This window comes from Acidobacteriota bacterium (assembly GCA_016208495.1).
Lineage (GTDB): Bacteria > Acidobacteriota > Blastocatellia > Chloracidobacteriales > Chloracidobacteriaceae > JACQXX01.
In genome coordinates this window covers 45,584-69,532 of the sequence record JACQXX010000127.1, presented here as the reverse complement: position 1 = coordinate 69,532, position 23,949 = coordinate 45,584, and the positions used below count along the sequence as shown (strand labels likewise).

Sequence of the window (23,949 nt, the reverse complement as noted above, 5' to 3'; positions counted from 1 at the left end):
AGACTATGATAGGCCACCATGATGAGTATTCTCCTTCTGTCTATTTTTTGTTCTGTCGGGAATACTCATTTCTTTTTCCTTCGTCAACCCTTTTGACTCATTGCGTCAGATTTCCCGGATTCTTTTTCTGAAAACCTATATATACTCAAAAACTCCACTTGAAGAATCAGGGCATAATTGGGCAACTGAACCCACCAATCCAACCACCGCTTCGCGGTCTGAAGCCATATCCGACGGTCCATGCAAAATCACTGGCTGTTCCTGGTTTGTGGTAAACCCAATCGCCACCATCCGTCCAAAATCAAAACCAAGGGTGGCACAAGCCTCACGCCATTTCGTCAGGAGTCCATCGAAACTCACTTCGTTTGAAACGGCAGGTCTTTCTGAATTTCCAGCGGAAACAGGCGCTGAGGAAGCGGAAGAGGGTGCAAAACTTCGATCTAATTCATCATCAACCTGATCCTCAGATCGATCATCGAGGGCCTCTTCGTCAATGGTCCGTAAAGAATCAAGCAGCAAATTATCAAATGGTTTTCGGATCGTGGTCGGTGCATCAGCAAACACAGAGGTTTGAATGGAACCGGAGGGCAGTTGCAAAATCATTTTAAAGGCTTCTTCACCAACCACATCCGCAATCTGAGCATGAATTAACTCTCCATCGCGAAAAAACAACCGCCCAGGCACCCTCCCACCAACTTGAATCACAACTGACCGCCGCCCAAAGTGAAACATTTGCAAAACGTCGGTCAGTGACAACCCATGAACGCTCCCGCGAAACCCCGTCTCGCATTCAATCGCCTGCTGAAGCGCATTAAACAATTCGGTGGCGGTAAAGGGCTTGCACAATACCTGAACGGCGCCCAGCTCCATGGCTCGTTGATGGTCCCGGGCCGTTGCATACCCACTCATTAAAATTGACCGGGTGTCAGGTGAAACCTCACGGACAGTACCTAACAAATCAATTCCGTCGCGTTCACCAATCCTCAAATCAGTCAATAAAATGTTGGTAGGGGTTGCAGCAAGCATGCCCACCGCTTCGTCAACACTTTGAGCCACCGCCACCTGGTATCCCTGGACCATCAAATCCCGAGCCAATGCTGAACGGAACTGCAGGTCATCTTCAACAATTAACACTGAGGTCACAACGTTTCTCCTGTTGGCTTATCCGGTAAACCTGGTTTCAGGTAAACAGCCAAACAAGCGCCACCAACCGTGGGTTCAACCACAATATCCCCGCCGAAGTCGTGAATGGCTTCACGGGCCATGGTTAGCCCTAGTCCGACATTTTTTGACTTGGTGGTAAAAAAAGGTTCAAAGATACGGTTGCGGATTTCAGCCGCCACGCCAGAGCCAGTATCACGCACCCGAACACACACAAATTCCTGGCTTGGATCCAGGACTTGATACACTTCACGCGAACTCTCAATCTCAATCCGAACCCCTCGCTGGTCTGATTCAATGGCATTCATCATTAAATTGACAAAAACCTGCTCCAACACCAGGGGATTTCCGCGAACCCACTCAGCCTCAGGTCGGATGGTGACCTGGATGGTATGCCCGCCATCGCGAAAAGTAGGCCGGAGCAAGCTGGTGGTCCGTTCAAAACTTTCTCGAAGTGAAACGGAAGAGGTTCGTTGTACGCCCAGACGGGCAAAATCAAGCAATCCTTCAATTGTCCGCTGCATTCGACGACAGGCAGTCTGTATCTCTTTCAAGCTTTCCAGAGCCAGATCAGGAGGAAGCTGATCCCATCGCAGCGCCATAAAATCAGCGTTGAACAAAATGCTCGACAGAGGAGTTCGCAACTCATGGGCAATATTTGCCACCAGTCGGCCAGTTGCTTCAAGTCGTTGCTCGTGAAGCCGCTTTGACAAAATTGTGCTTCGGTCCCGAAGCACGCGCATAACAAGCAGGGCATGCTGATCCCCAAGCCGATACCGGGTACAGCCAAGGTAGGTATCCTGTGTCCAATCAGTCGGCCTCCACTGGACAATTTCTCCAAGTGGCGAGGCCATTAAATCCTGCCATAAGCCCGAGGGAAGAATTTGAGGATACCCCGGAACAGGTTTTGAGAAATGAGTCAAAACAACTCTGGCCGAAGCCGTGGCACCAAGGAGTTCACCGTCAACGTTACAGACAGCCAGGGCAGCTCCAATGTCATCCAGGTGGATATTTTGTCCGTCCCAGGCTAATGGAGCACAGTGTTTGTCTGAACTTTCGAGTTGGTTCGCCACAACAAATCCTATCCCTTTCTAATATGGCTCACCGCACAGAACGCGAGGATGAGACCACCAGTCTGATCGAGCTGAAAATAAAAAGATGCAAATTCACAATGGTTCTGACTGTTGGGAAAAACCGGCAGGAAACGGGTTGACCAGGCTCAATCGCCAAAGTGGTTTCCCTGAGAGATGAGCGTTACCTTTCTCCCGCTCAATCAGTTGATTGGGTTTGCCGGAAGAAGTGTTTTTGGATCTGACTCAAAGACAAAAAGTGAACCGAGTGAGCGCAAATGTGACCATTGCTGAACTTCCTGCAGACACATACTTGCTGCATTTGTTGTGCCAAAGTGATTATTTTATACAAGTCTGGACTGGTTTCCGGCCAAATATTTGAGAATCCGCTTGAATCAGGTTGAATTTGCCAGGAATTCTCCATGACCAACTGATTCCAGCACTGGTGGCTGTCTAAAAACAAGACACTCTGTCTAAAAATGGGAATCCATGGTGGCCTGGATAACCGGCAGCACCCAAAGCGTTAATTGACGAAGCGAACTGATAAAAGTACAGTAGGGGTTCATCCCAATTCTCCACCGTCCAGATAAACCCTGATGAAAATTAGTCGTCACCCATTCGACGCTCTATTTCAAATTTCTCCCTCTGGATTGGCGATACTTGATCTTCAAGGCATTGTACTCCGGGTCAATGAGCAATTTATCTCTTTCCTACAATTACAGACTGCGGATCAAATCGAAGCCCACCATTTGTCTGATTGGATTGGCTCATCACATTCAGTTTTTTTCGACCACTTCAACCAGCTTACGAATCAGACGATTGCTGATCTCTCAGTAGAAGTCGTTTTTCAAACCGCCACACCTCAGACTCAGAAAGCTGGTCATATCAAGGGGGTCCTCATTGACTGGGACGATCACCCTGTGGTCTTACTTCAAGTTCACTCAACCACAACTCAATGCACCCAATCGGAAGTTGAAGGGCCGGAAATCCAGACTCACTCTAATACTGTGATCGAGCTTTCCAGTGATGCTTTTATCCAGTTAGACCAACACCACCATATACTTTCCTTCAGTCCAGGTGCCGAAAAAACATTTGGCTATCATCCGACTGAAGTCTTGGGTCAGCCGATTGAGGTTTTAATTCCATCTCGCTTTCATTCAGTTCACCAGGAGCATATCCGCCAATTTTTGGCTGGTCCAAATACAACTCGGCTCATGAGTGAACGCGGCGCGATTGTGGGCCTGCGGAAAAATGGCCAGGAATTTCCGGCAGAAGGGGTAATTCAAAAATTTCAAACCGGCTCTGCCACTCACATCAAAATTTGGCTTCGAGATCTTTCAGACCGTGTTTTTCTGGAAAACCAGCTCCGGCAGGCCCAAAAAATGGAGGCAATTGGGCAGCTAGCCAGCGGGATTGCCCACGACTTTAATAATCTGCTCACGGTAATTTCGGGTTGTAGCGAAATCCTGCTTTTGCGTATGAGGGCCACTGATTCACTCCGCCCACGAGTCGAGGAAATCCGTCGCTCGGCTGAACGCGCGACTTCCCTCATCCGGCAACTCAATACCTTTACCCAACACCGAATCCTTGAAACCAAAGCCATTAACCTCAATTCAGTCATTAATGAAATAAACTTGATGTTACAGCGGTTAATTGGCGAAAATATTGAACTTAACTGTACATTAGACCCAACACTTGATCTCATACGTGCCGATATCGGGCAAATCGAACAAGTCATTGTCAATCTGGTTGTCAACGCCCGAGACGCCATGCCACGTGGGGGGAAAATCTCGATTTGTACCTCAAATTGTTCTATTGAGCCAGGCAGCCAGGTGTCAAACAACCTGGTTTCGCCTGGCCAATATGTCCTGCTAAGCATTCAGGATAGTGGCTGCGGCATGCCACAAGAAGTTGTTGACCGGATTTTCGACCCATTTTATACCACCAAGGATCCAGGCAAAGGCACAGGACTTGGCTTGTCTACGGTCTATGGAATTGTGAAACAATATAACGGTCACATCACAGTTGATACGCAACTCACCCAGGGTACTACTTTTCACATTTTTTTCCATCGAACTGAACAGGTAACACCACAGGAAGCAGTTCAAACAACCATCACTGAGCCAAGTTATGGATCTGAAACAATTTTGCTGGTTGAAGATGAGCAATCAGTTCGTGTGATGATTTCTGAAACACTTCAAATGTATGGCTACAAAGTACTTGAAGCTGCAAATGGACAGGCGGCAATTGAAATTCAAGCCAGCTACCCTCATCCAATTGATCTGTTGATCTCAGATCTGGTCATGCCTGTGATGAGTGGAAACGAACTTGCCAAAATGCTTCTCCAGAAACGCCCCGCAATGAAGGTCATGTTTATGTCCGGTTATACTGAGCGATACTCGCGGAAAATGACTGGACATTCAAAAAGCTTCTCAGTGGATTATCTGGAAAAACCATTTTCACTCGATCAACTCTTGCTTCGGATCAGACGAGTTCTTGATCATTCCTCAAAAAACCAGGGCTGAAGACATCGGGTAATTCAGCCCCGAGCCTGCGAGTCTTCAGCCCCAAGCCCTCAGCCCTGGTTTTTTCAGCCTCAACCAGGATCAGCGACCGATCCGGAGTCGTTCCGCGAGCTCTATTGGAAGGTGTGCTTGTTTGATTGCCTCAATCGTCCGCTCAACGTCATAAACCACTCGATGAATTTCGAGAGTGCGCAATTCGGTGTCAACCAAAGCAAATGATGCCCGAGGATCAAGATCACGAGGTTGTCCGACCGAACCAGGATTGATCAGGACCACACGCGCACTACCTGGCCAACGAACGGATTGTGGAAACCGGGGTTCAATACACCCCGTTCCCTCCAACCAGCCACACATCGGAACGTGGGTATGGCCACATAAGGCCAGTCGAGGCCAGGTTGGTCGCTCGCAAACAGCCTGTAAATTTTCCTCAAGCATGGTGCTGGTCACATACCCATTCACATAGGTCGTGTTTAAATAACACCCATGCACCGCAACATACTCTGGTTGAACAAGATGACCTGGCAGACTTGCCAGGTAATTGAGTTCGTCCTCCTGCAGGTGCAACCGGGTCCAATTCTGAACCAAATAGGCTGATTTGTTGGTGCCTTGAATCGCCATTCCAGAAACAATATCCCGGTCATGGTTTCCAGCAATCACCATCGGAGTGATGTTCTGAATCAATCGGATACATTCGCCGGGTTGGGCATTGTATCCAACAATATCACCTAAACACACGATTTCATCAGGTGAAAGACGATCAATGGCTTCGACCACGGCTTCGAGTGCGGCAATGTTTGAATGAATATCTGAGAGAACAGCCAGTCGCATAGTATCAGATCAACAGATCACCGCCGTTGTCGCAAAATTTGTATGATTCGGGTTTGGGCCTGTTCGGCTACCTTGGTGCGAACCTGACAATGCTCAAAATCCTGAATCAAGTTCAAGGTTTTGACATCAGAAAACTCAAGGCGCATCTCCATTGCCACTTCAATTGCTTCCAGATATGCCGCCAGCGCCTGCCCAAACTCGGCATATTCATCAAATCGCCGGAGAAAACAAAAACTGATCGCGGGAATTAAAGACCCATGGCCAATATCATCATCAATATAGACAAATGAAATCTGATCATCATTGAGAGCAAAGTTACTTGGGTGTACATCGAGTACCAGGTTTTGTCGAGAAGCCAAGACTAAGGCCCGAACTGCTGCTCTGGCAAATATTTCAAGCGCCTGGCCCAAAACACTTTCATTGGCCGTGGTGATTGCCTGATTCATCATTGTTCGTAAGGTTTTCATCCAGGGCGAGATGGTCCACACCCAGCCTCCCCCCAAATCATCGGGCTGAAGAACCAAAACGGTGTTTGGCGCCAGCAGAGACCCAAGTTGCAATTTCCGCCGGGCTGCCTCCACCAAGAAAGTTCGACCATCATCCAGGTCATGAAAATGTTTTCGACCTGCAGTTTTGAGACACCAATCTCCGGCCTGAATAATCACCGTGTCTGATTTGCCACTTCCGTCAGACAATCCTTGCTGGCCAATTAAATCAACTCGTGAAATTACCCGGTCAAACTCAATTTGGCGAATCACACCTCGACCAATTGCAGCAGGCCAAATATAGCCTGAGGGAACAGTTGGAGTTGGCAAAACAGGAAGAGTTGAGGAGTCAGACATAATTACCTAACAATCTCAATAAAATGAAGATAGTGAGTGTATTCTTAGCAATCCATAAAATGTGGGAGGTTTTCTAAAGTCAGACTGATTGAAGGTACGGAACAAAATGAAACCAGCCGGAGTTGCCACTTCATCTAAAGCAAGTTGAGGTATTCAGGGTTTCGGCGATGAGTTGACTGATCCCACTCAAGATGAAGACTGGGGAACTGGCGGGTACCACGCAACGTGGAGTATCTGGCCCTGAACCCTGAACCCTGAACCCTGGTGGTATGATATTTCCATCCGACTCCCTAAAAAGAACCTGAATCAATTCCAATTTATGGTACCAAAACCTCAAGGGTAGGTAATACTGATTTGAGCATAGCCCAACCCATTCCAATGTTGGTTGTTTTCTTTGTAACCAACATAACCACCGCCCGGCCACCTTTTAACGTTTTGGCAAAGTGATAGTTGTGGTTGGAGGTAACGTGAATTTCCTGAAAATAGTGTTCCCCATTCTCTGGCTGGCCACGGTGCGCTCGAACAAGCTGCTCAACCCGACCGATGTTTGCCCCTCGAAACAAATCCATTGTTGCCGCAGCCACAATCTCATTGAGGGTTTGTGTATACTGGGCAATGTTGTAAATCCCAAGTAACATTCCGGTTTCAAGGTCAACCACACCACAGGCCACTGCCCCATCAACTTTTGTTACCACATCGCGGCATGCGTCATCCATTTTTCCCATAAACTCTTTTCTCCTCTGAAGTTAGTATGTAGTTAATGTTGGTGGAATCCACCAACAAAAGTATTTCCGCAAGAAAACCCAACCCTGGAAATCAGCGCAGAGTAAGACTCTAATACCATGTAAATGATTGAAATTTTTTCCGATAAAATTCAAATTTGACGAGTCTGAACTGAAATCCCCCAGAGCACGAAAGGATTTCCAGCAAGGGGCAATGTGCTGGATTTTGAGGGGTGACTGGAAAAAGAAATTCCCAGCTTTTATTGAGGCTTCCCATCAAACACAACTGAAAAAATTTCATCGAATTTCAGACAGGAACCGCAGCGATACAGCCTGTGTCTTTGATTTTGGAAAGATGAAAAAGTGTTCAGCAACGATTTAACAAAAATCGTGCCACTTTGACCAACTGGAAAAATTAAGTTGATTTTTTTGGAATCAGGGACTGACTGAACCCAACATTTGAAATACTTAGAGTAGAAAACAATGACTCTAAAATAATGAATAAATATCAGAAAATAATATAGTTATCTATCAGATCAAAGCAGAAAACATACACGATTCCAGTTCACTGGAACTGATAGGAAAAAAAGTCTGGGAACTTGCTTTGTTCTGATTCCTCCCTGTCACTTCCCACAGTGACCTGCCAGGGAAATGACAAGAACTGTCTAAAAAATTGACATCTGATTCTGGATTCAAGACATCAGGTTCAAGCCCAACCAGCAATTTTCGGTTTTTGGCGAAAAGGCAAAATGCACCGCTGGGACGCATTAACCCGACAGTTTTTCAAAAGCGGTTACCTGCAGCGTGCCGGCACAATGGGCAGCATTGATATCTTTATGCTGCCCATAAACCTCTGGAGGGATAAACCACACCTTTTTGCCTCGCAAAATACATTGGCGTGCCAGCCGTTTCCACCCTGTTTGCCCAGCAGCATCCGCGTCAAAGGCAAAATAGAAATTTGTAATAGATTGGACCCATTCCCAGTGCCATCCATCAATTCCAAAAATAGCAACTGCGGGAATTCCGAGTTCCAAAAGAGTTAACGCATCGAAAGTCCCCTCACACCATACAGGTGAAACGGAGTGAGCCAGGGCTTGTGAATTGAAATAGCCCTTCCTGCCAGGTAAGTGATCGTGACGCTGGTCCCGCGGTACCCTGGAATCAATCCCCACAGCTCGACCATACAAATTGACTACCCTCCCGGCAGGATCAGTATGTGGAAAAACCAGCCTTCCCCACTTCCAGTTTCGAGCCAGTTTCCCCGTTGGCAGTCGATGCTCCCATCGTCCGTTGGCAGCATACCCCAGGCCAAATTTCTGCGCGGTTTTTAATGAAATTCCCCGGTAATTGAGAAATGTTTCCCCAACACTTCCCGGAAGTGCTGCCTGATACCCTGTTAGCAATCGAGTCAAATCATAATCCAGGGTTGTTTCAACCGCAGAGGAAGGCACGGAAGAGCAATCACTGGACCGGGTTGGCGCCACCTCGGTTTTTCCGTGAAGCGCGGCCACATTGGGCGAGGATGTTAGTTCTTTGAGTCGCTGAATGGCTACCCCAAGCGAAATGCGCTCGAATTTGGACAAAAACGTTAACACATCGCCGCCTTCACCACATCCAAAACACTTGAAAATCTGTTTGGGTTTACTGACGGTGAAACTTGGCGTTTTTTCCTGGTGAAATGGGCACAACCCAATCCACACCGTACCTTTTTGCTTGAGGTGAATAAAACCTGAAATGATTTGAACAATATCAGCTTGTTGTTTCAGCAAGGAAATCTGATTCATTGCTACACCTCGGGTAAGGAAAAACCAACCAAAGGATCTGGCTGGACGAAACCAGTTGAATTTCTCTCTAAACCGCAAAAAAGCCTTCCCTCAGCGTTTCAGGGAGGCAAACGCGGGATTTTACAACAGGGAATATGTCGTCAGGCATATTCCCTTTAAAATATTTAATATAATTACTATTATTAGGCCAGGAATATTGTTGATTCTAAAGAAGTTAAGTGGTGTTTTCTGCCACGATAACCCCGACATGTGACCACGATAACCCCGACATGTGACCACGATAACCCCGACATGTGACCACGATAACCCCGACATGTGACCACGATAACCCCGACATGTGACCTGTTGTCGAAAAAAATTGACCACGATAACCCCGACAAATATTCCTTAAGGCTGATTTTGGTGAAAAAATATTCCGGAAGGAATTATGAAGTGCCCAAATCGCTTTAAAATCGAATTTAAGCCCAGGAATAATTCTGGGTATACCAAATGGCGAAAAGCAGGATTGGAAGGCTCTACGGGCAGATAAACGCCAAGGAAGGCCATATGAAGAGAGAGTTGTATCCTCAGTTTTTGCAAATTTTTTTCAATCTGGAATCAATGCCTGGAGAGAGATTGGCCATCTTGCCAGGATAACCCCGACAAATATTCCTGTGATCGTTGAGGCATATTTCCGAAAATAAGTAGTCTTAGGGGTGACTTTGTGCCTGAAAAAACAAAATGAGGTGGGCTCAAAATACTGACTTAGTTGGAGTTATTGTCAAAATACGATTGCTGTGCCCGGCCTGTAATCAGGGTTCATGGGAGGCAGTAAGAGGTACTTTAGCCAGGATAACCCCGACAAATATTCCTAATATGCCGAAATTCTCACAAACCATTTTGATAAAAACTCTTGGGCTCAAGAGAAAGTTTTTTGAGGGGAGCAACATAACTTGTGGCAGAAGAGGTAGGAACGAGACTTTAAAGATACAGCTTGAACTCAATTGAAGAAAAATCCGAAGTCGAAAAAGCCACCAGCTTGATCAGGTGTAAAAACACACCAACCCAGATGGCGCAGAAACTGAACAGATGGCTTGGTTCCTCTGATTTTAGTCCATAATGTGGACCCATTTTGAGTCCCAGGCTGAAGTATGAATAATTCCCCAACGGGTACCGCAAAGAGGGCATTCACGGATATACTTTTTTGGAAAGTGAGGGGAAGAATCGCCAACTCGTTTTTCGGGACCCAGATGGGCCAATTGGCTATTGGGGGGAAGCTTTTCCAATTTTTCAGGAAGCACGGCACATTTTTCACATAGGCTCATAACAATGAAGGACCTCGTTAAAGAAAGTATGGATCAGAAAATAGTAAAGTCTATTCAAACCAAAAATTCTTTCAAATGTAAAGTCTGAATTGTCACTACCCGTCACCCAAAGACGACGAAAGGCAAAAGACCTCCCCGGTTTTTTAAGAGGTCTTTTGCCTTTCATAGGGCTTTCTGGACTGGTTCGATTTTATGCCAACGAGTCAGTTACACGTGGCATCTGGGCAGATTTGACTGGCGGGAACACCCTCGTAATAAATAAAAATCAACTCGCGAGTTCCTGGGATTGTCTCGCCCCGGCCATACTCGTTGCGGGAATTTGCAATATTGGTATGAACCGCAAAAAGGGATTCGCCAAATCTCTTATTTCCCTGATAACTCAACCCAACGTAGTTTGCCCCATTGCCGTTATCGTGGACCTCGTAATCAATTTTCCACCCTGGAAGCCAGATAAGGCCAGAATCGCGATCCCAAACCGTGCTGTTGTTTCCTGGAGCATTGAATAGAAAACCATCACGTGGGTAACGACCTCGATGGGTATGAGAAAAAACCTCAAGCGATGATCCGATGGATCGAGCTGTTGCAACGAAAAACCCCGCTCGTGCTTGTTGGCGGGCCACAATAAAATTGGGGACGGCGATTGCGGAAAGGATACCAATAACAACGACAACAATCAGCATTTCAATCAAAGAAAAACCGTTGGCGGCACGATGTCTTTTGCGTGGCAGTATCTGCATGATGCACCTCCGTTGACAGAACTGAGAGGCTCAGGGAATTTGAGGGATAGAAATAAGGAATAAAGTGATTGATGAAAAGTCCGCTTACTTTGAGCAATTTGAATGCCAGGTTTGGAGTTTGATCCTGATAGGTACTTCCGTTCGCCCTGTACTTCAACCACAGTCCCGGCGACAGACCGAGAAAAGTCAAGTATTCATATGCTTACACAAACACCACAGAAAAATTAAGGCCAGAAGCACACTCGAAAAAACACCACAAAAATTAACATAAATTGTCAAGTTTGGTTTCACAAAGTATCAAGATTTGTTATTAGTTGAAACCTGATGTAATAATCTACCACCGCACGATGCTGGCTTGGCTTCGGTTGATTCCTGGCCGATGACAACCAACTTAAAATCCCAAAACCAATCCAGCGATGAAGCTGAGCCACTTCTATTGTAGGGAAAGCTTTGTCGGAAAACGTGTATGGAACCAATTTCTTGCCTAACCTGTGGTGCTGAAATTTCCTCTGGCGGAGTCTGTCTAAACTGTCAGCCCGAAGTAAATCCGCTTACTCAAACTGAACCCCATGAACCAATTTTGACTGCCTCTCCTGAAGTCGCATCCGGTGATGAGATTTCATCCACTATTAACTCTGAACATCGAGATTCTGACGTGGTGGAACGTCAGCTTCAGCCAGGTGAGCCGGAAGGTGATCTTCAACCTTCAGTGACTGAAAGCCAGACCGAGGCTGAGGAAGCGGTGCCGATGGTTCAATGCCCAAAGTGTGGGCTTGAAATTCCCGCTACCATGGACTGTCCGATTTGTAGCCTGGCGGAAATGGAGACGACCCGGTGCCCAAAATGTCATAATGAAATGCCGATTTCGGGTGAGTGCTCGATTTGTCGTGATAATGACGCCCGATCCAAACAGTTTGCTGCCCAGCGGGAGGCAGCACAAAAGGAAAAGGAAGCCCGTGAAGCTCGGAAAACAAAGCGGTTGAAGTCTTTATTGGAAAATCAGCCGCCAACCTGGGAAAGCGCCATTAAAAATTATCGAACGGCCCAGATTCCCCTTAACAAATGGCAAATTGCGGGTGTATGTGTGGTGATGGTGGTCCTGTTTTCTGGTCTCAGTTTCTGGCTTACGCTCTATGTCCAGCAGAACCAAACCCAGGCGAATCCGTCTGCCGAAGCAATTCAACTTGTCAGCCAATCCAAGGCAAAAGAAGCCTCAACTGTTGATCAGTATCTTACGGTTCAGATGGAAGACCTGGCGGCCAAAGGTTCACTCGATCAAATAGATGGCTGGTGGTGCGAAGGGGCTGCCGCTTCACGCATGAAAGTCAAATTTATGTATCGAACCAAAGGTGGAAAGGAAGAAATGGCCGAGTGGACAGTTGATCTCAACTCAAAAACCATTCGGCCCGAAAACGAGCTGGCTCGGAAAATATCCCCATAACCCTCAACCCAGGCCGTGAATTGAACAGGGTTGTCCCTTTGAATAAACGGCAGGGGCTCTTCATCTCTATTTTTCAACATATGGCCCCAACCAAAAATAATCCTATCCTTTTAGATGAGCCAAAACAAAAACGCCATTCCGAGGACCCTGAAGCCCAGGAACTCAAGCGCCGGGTCGGTGAAACCATCGAGCGATTGCGTCGAAGCCGAGGGTTGAGCCTGGAACGACTGGCAACCCTCTCAGGTGTCAGCCGGACAATGCTCAGCCAAATTGAGACTGGTGAAAGTGCCCCGACCATTTCCTTACTCTGGAAAGTTTCTCGCGGTTTAGGGGTGCGATTTGCCGATTTGCTTGGAGATGAGGCCGGTGATGATGTGAAATTTCTGCCGGCCAAATCCTCAAAGATTCTTCGATCTGGCGATGGGAGCTTTGAAAGCCGGGCGCTCTTTCCCTTTGATACCCAGCGCCGGGCTGAGTTTTATGAATTGCGGCTCCGGGGTGGCCACACCGAACGTGCTGAAGCTCATGCTTCGGGAACCTATGAAAACCTGGTGGTTCATTCCGGTAAGCTCAGACTGATTGTTGGTGACCAACCGCCACTTGAATTAAGTGCTGGAGACGCCGTTTATTTTCGAGCTGATGTACCCCATGTGTATGAGAACTCGTGGAAACAAGATACGGTGATGTATCTGGTGATGACCTATAGTGAATCTGAGAAATAAGTCGCTATTGCCAGGATTGAGTTCTTCCCCGCCGATTCGTCCAGTATCTCATTCACCCACCTGTTCTTTCCGTCATTGGTAACAGTCAGTAATCCAACATTCCCGCTACCAAACTGAATCAGGCTTGAATCAGGTGCCCAACCTGCGGCCTCTGATTGACTTGAAGTGAAAATATAGCGTACAAGATGACGTTATAGTGATAATCTCATGATTTTTTAGGTGGTATGGGAGTTCGCAATGGGAGCTATCTTCATGAAACGGTCCCCGACAATAAGCCAACCCCCAGGGTTGAAAATGACCCATGATCTGATTGACCAGGTTGGGAATACTCCTTTACTCAGGCTCCGGGCATTTGAAAAAGAGCTTCCAGCCGGTGTCGAGTTATATGCCAAAGCTGAGTATCTCAACCCAAGTGGTTCAGTCAAAGATCGCGGTATTTTGTCAATCATCCTTGATGGTGAAGAACGGGGGCGGCTAACCCACGATAAAATTATTCTGGACGCGACCAGTGGGAATGCCGGGATTTCCTACGCCATGATCGGCGCTGCTCGTGGGTATCAGGTCCATTTGTGCATTTCAAAAAATGCGAGTTCAGAACGGAAGCGAATCTTGCGGGCACTTGGCGCTCATCTCATCGAAACTGATCCGCTTCAAGGGTCAGATGGGGCACAGATTGAAGCCCGCCGGCTGGTTGATGCCAATCCTGGGATTTATTTCTATCCTGATCAGTACAACAACCCGGCCAACTGGCTGGCTCATTACCGTACAACGGCCCCTGAACTCTGGCACCAGACCGAAGAACGGTTAACGCACTTCATCACTGGGATTGGCACCTCTGGCACGTTTACCGGCACCACCCGCAAGCTCCGTGAATTGAACCCTGATATTCAATGTATTTCAGTCCAGCCAGACCTGCCCATGCATGGACTGGAAGGCATGAAACATATGGCGACGGCACTGGTGCCTGGCATTTATAATCCGCATCTGGCTGATGACAATGTTGAAGTGTCAACTGAGGATGCCCAGGCCACAACCCGTCGGCTGGCCCGTGAAGCCGGAATTTTTGTTGGTATTAGCACTGGAGCCAATGTTTTTGCCGCCATCAGGTTAGCCCGGCAACTCAAACCTGGATCGGTGGTGGCCACGATTTTATGTGATTCAGGAACCAGACATTTGAGTGATCCTTTTTGGGATGAAGTCGCCGACTGAACGAAGCCTTCAACCCTGCTAAATTTTTTGGAGGGAAATGTGATTGAACTTTCATCTGAACATATTGAATCCATTCAGCATCACGGAGAATCTGATTATCCATACGAATGCTGCGGGCTGCTCATTGGTCACTTGTCCACCGATGGAAAAAAACAGGTCGTCGAAGTATATCCGATTTCAAATGCTCGTGAAGAAGCCGCCAAACGCAATCGGTTTTTGATTCTGCCGCAAGAATTAATGCAGGGTGAGCGATATGCCCGATCAAAAAAACTGGATGTGGTTGGATTTTATCATTCTCACCCGGATCACCCGGCTATCCCTTCTGGATTTGACCAGGACCATGCCTGGCCGACGTATTCCTACATCATTGTTGCGGTAGCCAGAGGACAGGCCGGGGATGTGTTATCGTGGGAACTGGAAGCTGACCGGAGCCGATTTAACCCGGAACAGCTTGAGATCTGTGATGGCGTGTTCGTTGCCAGGTAGCTTCAATTGTATCATTTTTCTTTTGTAATTGATTGAATCAAAAGAGTGAACTTTTCGAAAAAATAACCATCCAATGCTATTTCACCGAATTCCAGGAGCTTGATCTATGTCAGTGACAATCTTCATTCCAACCGCGCTCAGGCAGTTTGCCAACGGGAACACCGAGTTTTCATGCGATGCCACGACGGTGGCGGATGCCTTAACCTTTCTCACCACTACCCACGGCGATCTTCGCAAACATCTGTACAGTGACGCTGCCAAACTGCGGAGCTTTGTGAATGTGTATGTGAATGATACGGATATTCGCCATTCATCAGGATTGGAAACCCCAATCAAGGATGGTGATACCGTCATGATCGTTCCCGCAATTGCCGGAGGTGTGGAGGTTGAGGAATGTGTTACAGAAACCTGCCAAAGCAGTGCTGTCGAGCTTTCAAATGCTGAACTGGCCCGATATAGCCGGCATTTGATCCTTCCTGAAGTTGGGATTGAAGGTCAAAAAAAGTTGAAAGCCGCCCGGGTTCTGATGATTGGGACCGGTGGTCTAGGCGCTCCACTGGGCTTGTATCTGGCCGCAGCCGGCGTGGGTCACCTGGGAATTGTTGATTTTGATGTGGTTGATGCCTCAAATTTGCAACGGCAGGTTATCCACGGAACGAAAGATGTTGGCCGCCCCAAAATTGCCTCAGCCCGCGACCGATTGCTGGACATCAACCCACATATTGAAGTGATTCCCTACGAAACACGCCTGACCAGCCAGAATGCCCTGGAATTGTTCCAGGATTATGATGTGATTGTGGATGGAACTGACAATTTTCCGACCCGCTATCTGGTCAACGATGCCTGTGTATTGTTGGGCAAGCCAAATGTGTATGGCTCAATCTTCCGGTTTGAGGGGCAGGCCACGGTGTTTTGGGCCGAAAAAGGCGCCTGCTACCGGTGTCTTTATCCTGAACCTCCTCCGCCCGGATTGGTTCCATCTTGTGCCGAAGGCGGCGTTTTGGGGGTTTTACCAGGGATTGTTGGCTCGATTCAGGCGGCTGAAGTGATCAAAATTATTCTTGGGGCTGAAGATACCCTGATCAATCGGCTGATTCATTTTGACGCGTGGCGGATGCGTTTTAAGGAATTGAAACTGCGCAAAGACCCAAATTGCCCGATTTGCGGTCCAAACCGCACGATCAATGCCTTGATTGACTATGAGGAATTCTGCGGATTAAAGCCTCCTCCAGCAACTCCTGGCAGTTCACCAAAAGATGAACTGGCTGAAATCACAGCCGTGGAATTAAAACAGCGGATTGATGCCGGAGAGAACCTGCAAATTATTGACGTGCGTGAATCTTATGAATATGAAATCGCACGCTTACCTTATACCAAACTGATCCCGCTTGGGCAGGTCGTCGGTCGTCAATCTGAAATTGACCCGACACTGACAACCGTGGTGCATTGCAAAATGGGTGGTCGGAGCGCAAAAGCAATTGCTCAACTCAAAGAAGCGGGCTTTCCTGGCCGGTTGATCAACCTCAAAGGCGGCATCACCGCCTGGTCAACTGATGTTGATCCGAGTGTTCCGAAATACTGAGAAATCCAGGGCTGAAAACTTCGGGCTGAAGAAGTCGGGTATAAGCAACCCCATCCCGTTTTCTTCAGCCCAAAATCCTCACTTCACATTCCAGATAATCCGCATCCAGGACATCATTTTCAGCACATAAAACGTGATATCAATCTCCCACCAGCGAATGCCGGCTCGCATGGTTGACATATATTTGTGGTGATTGTTGTGCCAACCTTCGCCCAAGGTGATCAAGGCCAAAAGAAAATTGTTGCGACTCCAGTCACCGGTTTGAAATCGGCGGCGGCCAAAAAGGTGGGCTAAGGAATTGATCGAAGCGGTGGCGTGAAAGAGCACGGTGGTGCTCACAAAAAAACCCCACACCAGCATCTGGACCCCGGTTGTACCGGCGCCTGGAACATACCATTCCAACACTTTTCCAAAGAAAAACAACCCAACTGCCAGCGCGGTCGGAACAAGTGTGTCAAACCGGTTCAGGAAGACCAGTTCTGGGAATTTGGCCAGATCACGAACCCGGTTATAATCAGTTGGAAAATTCCTGGGGCTGGTAATCCAGCCGATATGAGACCACCAAAACCCTCGCTGGATAGGTGAATGAAAGTCGCCTTCTTTGTCTGAATGTTGGTGGTGATGACGGTGGATATAGGCCCACCAGAGCGGGCCGCGTTGGACGGCTGAAGCCCCAAGCACCGCAAACAGGAATTGTGCTATCCGGGAGGTATGGAATGTCTTATGCGAAAAATAGCGATGATAGAACCCGGTGATGGCAAACATCCTGACAAAATACAGCGCAATCGCTGTCAGGACAGCCGTCCAGCTCCAACCCACAATAAACACCGCCAGACACATCAGGTGCAAGGCAATGAACGGAACGGTCCGAATCAGGTCAACCCGATCAGGTAAATCCATTTCCTTGAGCTTTTTACTGGCAAAGTCAGAATCGATCCATTGAACCAGGGAGGCAACGGTCTTGAACAACTGAGAAGTGAATTTTGATCCTGCAAGCATAGGAAACAATAGAAAAGAAAAGGCTTGGGTAGGGGCGAACCTTTAAAATTATCCAGGTTCATTGCCAATTTACTCGGAACAATTGACGCGATGAGAATTTCTTGGAGGCACGTTTGGCAAGATGGAATGAATTTCGCTATTTAGCATATTCCGTCAGATGAGGCTAGTCGTGTTTGTCAATATTGAGCAACTGTCACATCTGCTCTTGACATAACGACTGGGAGCGGAAACTCTGTGAAGCCACCTGACTTTCATCCACTGTGTTGGGGGAGCCCCCTGGTTGGGAGATATTCTTCGAGAATGTGAGAGATGGGCGACATGATTCCACTTCGATTAGAACTTCCAGAGCTACATCAACACCATCGCCTCCAGCGTCTTCTGGATTCACGGGTGCCAGAAGTTGGACTCGCCAACCAGGCCACTGACCGGGGCCCGCTCTGGCCGGCTTCATTTTTTCAGCTTGATCGGTCACAGATCTTCCAGGAAGCTACAGTTGAAGAACGATCGGCAATTCTGGCTGGGTGCAGTCGAGCCATCCTCGAAGAAGCGTTTTGGATTGAAAAATGTGGCATGTATTTTGCCCCGAAAATGGCCCTGATGGCCGAATCGTTGGAAACCCAGATGCTGTATTGCCAGTTTGCGGCTGAGGAAGCCACCCATTTTCAATTGATTTCTCAGTTTCTCGGTCTCACAACCGTTTCATCACCCTCTGAAAACCCCTTTGTCACATTTTTAGCCCAGATCCTTGAAACCGAATCACCCGCCGTGTTGCAATTTTTGATTCAAGTTGTTCTTGAGGGCTGGGGAATTGCCCATTACCGGAACCTGGCCAAAGCCTGTCTCATGCCTGATTTTGGTGGTGTTCTGGAACGAATTTTAAAAGATGAAGCCCGCCATCATGGGAGCGGGGTTGTTCTTTGTTCTGAGCGGATGTTTGCCGCGCCAGCTCTTGATCGGATTGCGGAAATCGTGATGGTGTTTCTGCGGATGATTCAAATTGGTCCGGTCATGGTTTTGGGTCAGGTTGAGCAGGTAAAAGGCCACCTTTCCTTATCCCAAAAATCGCGCCTTTATTGTGAACTCGACGCCGAAGAATCAACTTTGAGAAAACTTCGGCTGATTCAGAATTTGATTCGTGCTGTTCCCGCAACTTCCAATCTGGTTGAAACCCTGGACGCAAAAGGGTGTTTTACTCCAGGAAGGGCAACTTTTGGTGATTCGCTCCCGGTCTGGTGACGAATCTATTCGATGCCAAAACCGGCTTGATCAGGCTATTTCCATGAACCACACTTTCTCTCACCCGCTAACTCGCCGTTCACTCCTTGACGACCAGAAAACCTGTCGCAAATTGGAGCTGAATCTCCGGAAAAATCGTGACCAGGACAGCACTCAGGAAATAGATCGCCTGGCAGTACAGTTTGATTTTAAGACCTGTCAGGATCAGTACTGGAATCCAGAAGCCTTTTCACTGCTCTTTGCCACGCCATTGTGGGAGAGCGCCACGAGTGAGCAGCGCATCAAATTAAACCAGTTGTACTGGGTGGCCTATTATTCACAGATTATTTCGGCTGAAATCGCGACTATTTTCTTTAATCAGACCAGTGCGGCAGGACTTTACGCCCTGGAAGATTTCCGGACCGTGTGTGATATCCTCGACCTGGAATCTGCCCAGGAACGAGCGCATATCAACGCCTTTAAAACCATTGGTGAAGCTTTTGAACTGGCGGTATTTGGCAAACGGTTGTTTACCTACCCAATGCGAGGTCCGTATGTGGCAACCATGATGTTTCGCAATAGCAACCGGGTGATGGACTTCTGGCGACAACTCCAACTCAATTCCTATTCGTTACTGTCATCAAATAATGCCTTTATTGCCTGTCAGTATTTTGCCGTTCGCGGAGTTCGAACGCTTAACGGGAAACTCGTTCAACACAAATTGAGCCAGTTTTACGCCCGTTCACCTGAGAAGGAAACCTCACCGGTCCCAGCCCAAATCAGCTACTTCCACTTTTTGGACGAATCGTTTCATTTCAACAGTTCGACGATCATTTCGCATGATGTTTTGACCGCCTTGCCCGATCCAACTCCATTTGAAAAATGGGTTGCCAATCGGACGCTCCACGGCACACAGCGGGACCATTTTCATTTCTCAACGGCGGTAAACGGGTTGTTCTGGTATGACCCGGCGCTGTTTCGGAACGTGTATGAGATTTTGCGATCACCACTCTTTTCGATGACTGATGCCGAGGCTCGTCAAATGATGTGGCGCTGTTTTGCTGAAGAATCAGAAGGCTTACACCTGAGTGCCAAAAGCCGTGAAATTGCCATGGAATCGTATAAAGAGTACCTGGCTGACCTGCAATATGTTGACCAGACCAACCGCGAAATGACAATCATGGGCCGCAATTCAATTACCGAACATCTGAAGACCAACCAAAAGGCGTTGAAAGCGTTCTTTCGGGAAATAGACTTTTAAAGGGTTCGGGTTTCGGGTTTCAGGGTTTCGAATTTATGTCCTTTATGTCCCTTTTGTCCTTTTCCCGAACCCTGAACCCCAAACCCCGAACCCTGAACCCTGATTTAATGTCCAATCAATCACGACCCTTCAAAGAAATTTCTTATAGCCAAAGCCCGTTACCACCAGTTACATTGCCGGAAGGCGAGTGGCTGGCTGATCATCTGGATGTTGGGAACTCACCGATTTTATTTGGCTGCCGAACCGGAATTTGTGGCACCTGTTTGATTGAAATCGAAGACGTTTCGGACGGCCATCTGGCTGACCCGCTCCCCGATGAACTCGAAGTCCTCGACATCGTTGCGCCCGCCAATCCACGGGCCCGGCTTGCCTGTCAATTGCAATTGACAGCTTCCTTGAAGGTGAAATACCTGGGATGAGAAAACCAGGGCTGAGCCCTGAGCCCCGGTTTTTTCAGCCCCATCTAACCACCCATGGATTTCAAAGACTTCTGGTACATTGCTGCCGAATCAAAAGACCTCCGATCAGATTGCCTCTGGCCGGTTCAAATTTTGGACGAATGGCTCGTTTTGTTTCGGGATGAGACGGGCCGCCCAGTCGCGCTCGAAGATCGCTGTCTGCATCGCTGTGCACAGCTTTCAACTGGAAAAGTACATGCCGGGAAGCTTCAGTGTGGGTATCACGGCTGGATCTATGATGGAATGGGACAGGTGGTAAGTGTTCCATCTGAAGGCCCGGAAAGCAAAGTTCGAAAAAATCGTTGTGCTCGGAGCTTTCCGGTATGTGAGCAGGATGGGTATCTCTATGTCAGGCTCTCCCAAACCTGCGAACATCAGTTTTCCCCCTTTGCGATTCCCTTTTATGGAACTCCTGGTTGGGCAGCTATTCGACTTAAAAACCGCTTTCACAATACCGTGACCAATTGTGTCGAGAATTTTGTTGATATTCCGCATACCACCTTTGTTCATCCCCGCATTTTCCGCGATGCCAAAGCCGAACGATTTACCGCTCAGATCACCCGAAAAAACGGTTCCGTGGTGGTTGCGTATCACAACGAACGGTCCAATTTTGGGTGGTTTTCAAAGTTTCTGAACCCCACGGCTCGCGAAATCCAGCACACTGATTCATTCCATCTGCCAAATATCACTTCGGTTGATTATATTTTCAGCCAAAAACGACGCTTTATCATTACTTCACAATCAATTCCAGTGAGTGATGACGAAACGCTGGTTTATACGGATTTGACCTACAACTATGGTATCTGGAATCTCCCGGCACGGCCACTGATTCGCTGGTTGGCCCAACGTATCATTGACCAGGATATTGCTATTTTGAACAACCAGATGCAGACGATTCGCCAGTTTGGAGCTGAATTTTCCAACACCGAAGCCGACACCATCCACGTCTTGATTGAATCAATCCGCAACGAACTTGCCGCTGGTCGTGACCCACGCCTGCTGCCTGAGAAAAAGGTCGAAATTGAATTTTGGGTGTGAGTCTTCGGGTTCCGGGTTCCTGAAGGGATGAGGGATGAAGGATGAAAGAAATCATCTTGTCACCTTGTCAGTCGGTCATCTTGTCAGGATTTCGGGTTCCGGGTTTTTGAATTTATGTCCTTTATGTCTTTTTGGTCCTTGATGTCCTTTTTTTTTCTAAACCTTGAACCCTGAACCCCAAACCCAGGATTTTTCTGTTGACACACCGTCCGTCTGGACGGTATATATATACCGTCCAGACGGACGGTGCATACAACACTTATTCCCACTCGCAAAAAAATTGAAAACTTATGGAAAAAGCCCCCCGAAAATCACGCGCTCAAATTGCCACGGCTGCCGCCAACACCAGGATTGCAATTTTACAGGCCGCGCAACAAATCGTTGTTCGTGACGGGGTCAATGCACTGACGATTGACGCCGTGGCACGTGAATCGGGCGTGAGTAAAGGTGGAGTGCTCTACCACTTTAAAACCAAGGAAGCCCTGATCCAGGGGATGGTTGATTCCTTGTGTTCCGAGTATGAAGCCATTTTGCTCAATCATCGGGAAACTGAAGGTGATATTCCTGGTTCGTGGGCCAGAGCCTACATCAAATCAAACCTCGACCCGGCCAATGCGACCCAGGAGAATTTTTCAGTTGGCGCCGCGATTCTGGCTGCAGTCGCCAATAACCACGAACTGGTTGGTCCTTTCCGGGAAAAATTGCACGGCTGGTATGAATTGATGGCCCAGGACAGCCTTACCCCAACTCCGGCGTTGATTGCGGCGCTGGCTTCGGATGCGATGTTCTTTTTTAAAATGCTTGGCCTATGGACGATGTCTCAGGAACAACAGGACAACCTTGTGGCGGTCATGTTGGAGATGACCCAGGGTGACAAATGACAAGGTGGCAGAGTGATAAGGTGACAAGGTGACAGAGTGATAAGGTGACTAAGGGAGCGTTAAAAAACAACTTCCCGATTTTCATTTGGGTTGAAGCCATTTTCTTTTGAGTTCGGTGGCACTTTCCCTGACAAAAGCTCAGAACCCATTGAAGTCTTTAGATTTCTTTTTCGTGTTTTTCGTGTTTTTTCGTGGTTTCCTGTTCTGAAATTGGATCTCTCCGGGTGACTTTCGATAAAAACGGGAAGTTGTATTTTTACAGTCCCTAAGCACTAACCACTAACCACTTTTTTTCATTCTTCATTCTTCATTCTTTTTATTGGGTGACTGTCTTCATTTTTTTACAAACCGTCTGGACGGTACATTGAAAAAATATGAAAAATAAATCTACTTTTTCACTTTTTGGATTGGGCATTTTTTGCCTTGTCGGACTGGCTGGCTGTCAGGGGAAAGCCTCTACACCAACTCGGGCTGACGCGGCACCGCCAGCTCCGTTGATGGTTCAGGTAAAACCGGTTTTTCAGCGGACGCTCCCAACCTATTTGGAGACAACAGGGAGTATTTCCGCAATTCAAAGTTCGAAAGTTGCGGCGAATGCCACTGGATTGATTGCTGAAATCCCTATTCAGTCGGGTGACTTTGTCAAAGAAGGAACCACGCTTGCGCGACTGGATCCGCGTGAAGCCAATCTTCGGCTTGATCAGGCCAAAGCTGGTGTTGCACAGGCTGAAGCCGCTTTGAAACAGGCCGAAAGCCGGCTGGGCGTGACGGGTGATGCAGAATTTGACCCGATGAAAATGGCTGAAGTCGCTTCGGCCCAGGCCAACCTCGAAGCGGCTGAAAGTGCGGTTCGGCTGGCTGAATCCAATTTCAAACGCTATGAAAAACTGGCTCAAAACGACAACATTCCCCGCGTCCAGTTTGATCAGGCACGGCACCAGGTTGAAACGGCACGAGCCAATGCCACAGCGGCTCAACGGCAGTTGGATGTGACGATCAAAGTTGCCCGCCAGGAATTTCAATCTGTCGCCGCCGCCCGCGCTTCACTTGAGCAGGCCCGGCTCCAGGTCGCACTGGCTGAAAAAAGCCGTGCTGACTTGACGATTCGGGCGCCGTTTTCCGGATTTGTCGTGGAGCGGCTTTCCAATCAAGGCGAATACGTCATGCCGGACACTCCGGTGGCGATGATTGTGCGTCAGGATCCAATCAAGGTCCAGCTTCAGATTTCAGAAACCCAGCTTTCCAAAGTCACAATTGGCCAGGAAGTATCCCTCGCCAGCGATGCGTTTCCAGACCGGAAATTTGCTGCCAAAGTCACGGCACTCAACCCAATCGTTGACCAGAACGCCCGCTCACTGATGGTCGAAGCCCAACTGGCAAACCCCGACGGCGTGCTGCGTCCTGGAATGTTTGTCAAAGCCCGTATCGCACAGCCCGAACAACGTGCCGCTGTGTTTGTGCCAGCCAAAGCGGTGTTTTACCAACCGGCACTCAATGCCTCCGGGGTGTATGTGATTGAAGGGAATAAAGCCCGGCTTCGAATCGTGCAGCCTGGTTCCCGCGACGGAGAGGAAATCGAAATCCTGACCGGGTTGACGCCGGAGGATCAGGTTGTCGTGGGCCCACCCGCCAAACTCATTGACGGAGCACTGGTTGAAATTCAGTCGAAATAATACAGGGTTCA

The 23,949-nt window shown here is 48.1% G+C and carries 20 protein-coding genes; 12 read left to right on the top strand and 8 right to left on the bottom strand.

Annotation, left to right across the window (positions count from 1 at the left end):
* Positions 1 to 135: 135 nt before the first annotated feature.
* Both HY774_26015 and HY774_26010 read right to left on the bottom strand, forming a co-directional pair.
* A complete protein-coding gene (locus HY774_26015) occupies positions 136 to 1,143 on the bottom strand; it encodes a response regulator (GenBank protein ID MBI4751957.1) in 1,008 nt (335 codons plus the stop codon).
* Positions 1,140 to 2,234, bottom strand: coding sequence for a HAMP domain-containing histidine kinase (locus HY774_26010; GenBank protein MBI4751956.1), 1,095 nt, complete (start codon positions 2,232 to 2,234; stop codon positions 1,140 to 1,142). Before HY774_26010 ends, HY774_26015 begins: the two co-directional genes overlap by 4 nt.
* Before the next feature lie 593 nt (positions 2,235 to 2,827).
* Between HY774_26010 and HY774_26005 the strand changes: the two genes are divergently transcribed.
* Positions 2,828 to 4,756 carry a PAS domain S-box protein gene (locus HY774_26005; protein ID MBI4751955.1) on the top strand — a complete coding sequence of 643 codons (1,929 nt, stop codon included), beginning with the start codon at positions 2,828 to 2,830 and terminating at the stop codon, positions 4,754 to 4,756.
* Between the two features lie 81 nt (positions 4,757 to 4,837).
* Here the strand turns inward: HY774_26005 and HY774_26000 are convergent, their stop codons facing one another.
* From HY774_26000 to HY774_25980, 5 genes are all read right to left on the bottom strand, one after another.
* Positions 4,838 to 5,584, bottom strand: coding sequence for a metallophosphoesterase family protein (locus HY774_26000; protein ID MBI4751954.1), 747 nt, complete (start codon positions 5,582 to 5,584; stop codon positions 4,838 to 4,840).
* A gap of 17 nt (positions 5,585 to 5,601) precedes the next feature.
* Entirely contained in the window at positions 5,602 to 6,426 is an 825-nt protein-coding gene (locus tag HY774_25995; GenBank protein MBI4751953.1) for a hypothetical protein, read from the bottom strand.
* Between the two features lie 317 nt (positions 6,427 to 6,743).
* Entirely contained in the window at positions 6,744 to 7,151 is a 408-nt protein-coding gene (locus HY774_25990; protein MBI4751952.1) for a hypothetical protein, read from the bottom strand.
* A 764-nt stretch (positions 7,152 to 7,915) separates the two neighbouring features.
* Positions 7,916 to 8,932 (bottom strand): toprim domain-containing protein, encoded by a 1,017-nt coding sequence (locus HY774_25985; GenBank protein ID MBI4751951.1) that lies wholly within the window; start codon positions 8,930 to 8,932, stop codon positions 7,916 to 7,918.
* Between the two features lie 1,507 nt (positions 8,933 to 10,439).
* Positions 10,440 to 10,973 carry a type II secretion system protein gene (locus HY774_25980; GenBank protein MBI4751950.1) on the bottom strand — a complete coding sequence of 178 codons (534 nt, stop codon included), beginning with the start codon at positions 10,971 to 10,973 and terminating at the stop codon, positions 10,440 to 10,442.
* A 580-nt stretch (positions 10,974 to 11,553) separates the two neighbouring features.
* On the opposite strand from HY774_25980, the gene HY774_25975 reads away from it, so the two are divergent.
* The 5 genes from HY774_25975 to moeB all read left to right on the top strand — a co-directional run bounded on the left by HY774_25975 (position 11,554) and on the right by moeB (position 16,413).
* Entirely contained in the window at positions 11,554 to 12,414 is an 861-nt protein-coding gene (locus HY774_25975) for a hypothetical protein (protein MBI4751949.1), read from the top strand.
* Between the two features lie 80 nt (positions 12,415 to 12,494).
* Positions 12,495 to 13,136, top strand: a complete 642-nt coding sequence (locus HY774_25970) for a helix-turn-helix transcriptional regulator (protein ID MBI4751948.1) — start codon at positions 12,495 to 12,497, stop codon at positions 13,134 to 13,136.
* A 252-nt stretch (positions 13,137 to 13,388) separates the two neighbouring features.
* Complete coding sequence (locus HY774_25965) at positions 13,389 to 14,345, top strand: cysteine synthase family protein (GenBank protein MBI4751947.1); 957 nt, start codon at positions 13,389 to 13,391, stop codon at positions 14,343 to 14,345.
* A gap of 39 nt (positions 14,346 to 14,384) precedes the next feature.
* Positions 14,385 to 14,831: a M67 family metallopeptidase gene (locus HY774_25960; GenBank protein MBI4751946.1), complete on the top strand. Its 447-nt coding sequence runs from the start codon at positions 14,385 to 14,387 to the stop codon at positions 14,829 to 14,831.
* Positions 14,832 to 14,937: 106 nt separating this feature from the next.
* Positions 14,938 to 16,413, top strand: coding sequence for a molybdopterin-synthase adenylyltransferase MoeB (moeB, locus tag HY774_25955; GenBank protein MBI4751945.1), 1,476 nt, complete (start codon positions 14,938 to 14,940; stop codon positions 16,411 to 16,413).
* Positions 16,414 to 16,491: 78 nt separating this feature from the next.
* On the opposite strand, the gene HY774_25950 is transcribed toward moeB, so the two are convergent.
* Positions 16,492 to 17,313 carry an acyl-CoA desaturase gene (locus HY774_25950; GenBank protein MBI4751944.1) on the bottom strand — a complete coding sequence of 274 codons (822 nt, stop codon included), beginning with the start codon at positions 17,311 to 17,313 and terminating at the stop codon, positions 16,492 to 16,494.
* A 417-nt stretch (positions 17,314 to 17,730) separates the two neighbouring features.
* Here HY774_25950 and HY774_25945 point away from each other — a divergent pair, with 417 nt between their 5' ends.
* The 6 genes from HY774_25945 to HY774_25920 all read left to right on the top strand — a co-directional run bounded on the left by HY774_25945 (position 17,731) and on the right by HY774_25920 (position 23,938).
* Entirely contained in the window at positions 17,731 to 18,648 is a 918-nt protein-coding gene (locus HY774_25945) for a ferritin-like domain-containing protein (GenBank protein ID MBI4751943.1), read from the top strand.
* Positions 18,649 to 18,691: 43 nt separating this feature from the next.
* Entirely contained in the window at positions 18,692 to 19,888 is a 1,197-nt protein-coding gene (locus HY774_25940; protein ID MBI4751942.1) for a P-aminobenzoate N-oxygenase AurF, read from the top strand.
* Positions 19,889 to 19,995: 107 nt separating this feature from the next.
* Complete coding sequence (locus tag HY774_25935; GenBank protein MBI4751941.1) at positions 19,996 to 20,307, top strand: (2Fe-2S)-binding protein; 312 nt, start codon at positions 19,996 to 19,998, stop codon at positions 20,305 to 20,307.
* Between the two features lie 54 nt (positions 20,308 to 20,361).
* Positions 20,362 to 21,384: an aromatic ring-hydroxylating dioxygenase subunit alpha gene (locus HY774_25930; protein MBI4751940.1), complete on the top strand. Its 1,023-nt coding sequence runs from the start codon at positions 20,362 to 20,364 to the stop codon at positions 21,382 to 21,384.
* 290 nt (positions 21,385 to 21,674) lie between these two features.
* Positions 21,675 to 22,265, top strand: a complete 591-nt coding sequence (locus tag HY774_25925; protein MBI4751939.1) for a TetR/AcrR family transcriptional regulator — start codon at positions 21,675 to 21,677, stop codon at positions 22,263 to 22,265.
* A 374-nt stretch (positions 22,266 to 22,639) separates the two neighbouring features.
* Positions 22,640 to 23,938: an efflux RND transporter periplasmic adaptor subunit gene (locus HY774_25920; GenBank protein ID MBI4751938.1), complete on the top strand. Its 1,299-nt coding sequence runs from the start codon at positions 22,640 to 22,642 to the stop codon at positions 23,936 to 23,938.
* Positions 23,939 to 23,949: the final 11 nt, after the last annotated feature.

Excerpts from the sequence above, each read along its gene's own strand:
- HY774_26005 (MBI4751955.1), top strand. The coding sequence starts at position 2,828 with ATGAAAATTAGTCGTCACCCATTCGACGCTCTATTTCAAATTTCTCCC.
- HY774_26000 (MBI4751954.1), bottom strand. The coding sequence starts at position 5,584 with ATGCGACTGGCTGTTCTCTCAGATATTCATTCAAACATTGCCGCACTC.
- HY774_25995 (MBI4751953.1), bottom strand. The coding sequence starts at position 6,426 with ATGTCTGACTCCTCAACTCTTCCTGTTTTGCCAACTCCAACTGTTCCC.
- HY774_25990 (MBI4751952.1), bottom strand. The coding sequence starts at position 7,151 with ATGGGAAAAATGGATGACGCATGCCGCGATGTGGTAACAAAAGTTGAT.
- HY774_25985 (MBI4751951.1), bottom strand. The coding sequence starts at position 8,932 with ATGAATCAGATTTCCTTGCTGAAACAACAAGCTGATATTGTTCAAATC.
- HY774_25980 (MBI4751950.1), bottom strand. The coding sequence starts at position 10,973 with ATGCAGATACTGCCACGCAAAAGACATCGTGCCGCCAACGGTTTTTCT.
- HY774_25970 (MBI4751948.1), top strand. The coding sequence starts at position 12,495 with ATGGCCCCAACCAAAAATAATCCTATCCTTTTAGATGAGCCAAAACAA.
- HY774_25965 (MBI4751947.1), top strand. The coding sequence starts at position 13,389 with ATGAAACGGTCCCCGACAATAAGCCAACCCCCAGGGTTGAAAATGACC.
- moeB (MBI4751945.1), top strand. The coding sequence starts at position 14,938 with ATGTCAGTGACAATCTTCATTCCAACCGCGCTCAGGCAGTTTGCCAAC.
- HY774_25950 (MBI4751944.1), bottom strand. The coding sequence starts at position 17,313 with ATGGATTTACCTGATCGGGTTGACCTGATTCGGACCGTTCCGTTCATT.
- HY774_25945 (MBI4751943.1), top strand. The coding sequence starts at position 17,731 with ATGATTCCACTTCGATTAGAACTTCCAGAGCTACATCAACACCATCGC.
- HY774_25940 (MBI4751942.1), top strand. The coding sequence starts at position 18,692 with ATGAACCACACTTTCTCTCACCCGCTAACTCGCCGTTCACTCCTTGAC.
- HY774_25935 (MBI4751941.1), top strand. The coding sequence starts at position 19,996 with ATGTCCAATCAATCACGACCCTTCAAAGAAATTTCTTATAGCCAAAGC.
- HY774_25930 (MBI4751940.1), top strand. The coding sequence starts at position 20,362 with ATGGATTTCAAAGACTTCTGGTACATTGCTGCCGAATCAAAAGACCTC.
- HY774_25925 (MBI4751939.1), top strand. The coding sequence starts at position 21,675 with ATGGAAAAAGCCCCCCGAAAATCACGCGCTCAAATTGCCACGGCTGCC.
- HY774_25920 (MBI4751938.1), top strand. The coding sequence starts at position 22,640 with ATGAAAAATAAATCTACTTTTTCACTTTTTGGATTGGGCATTTTTTGC.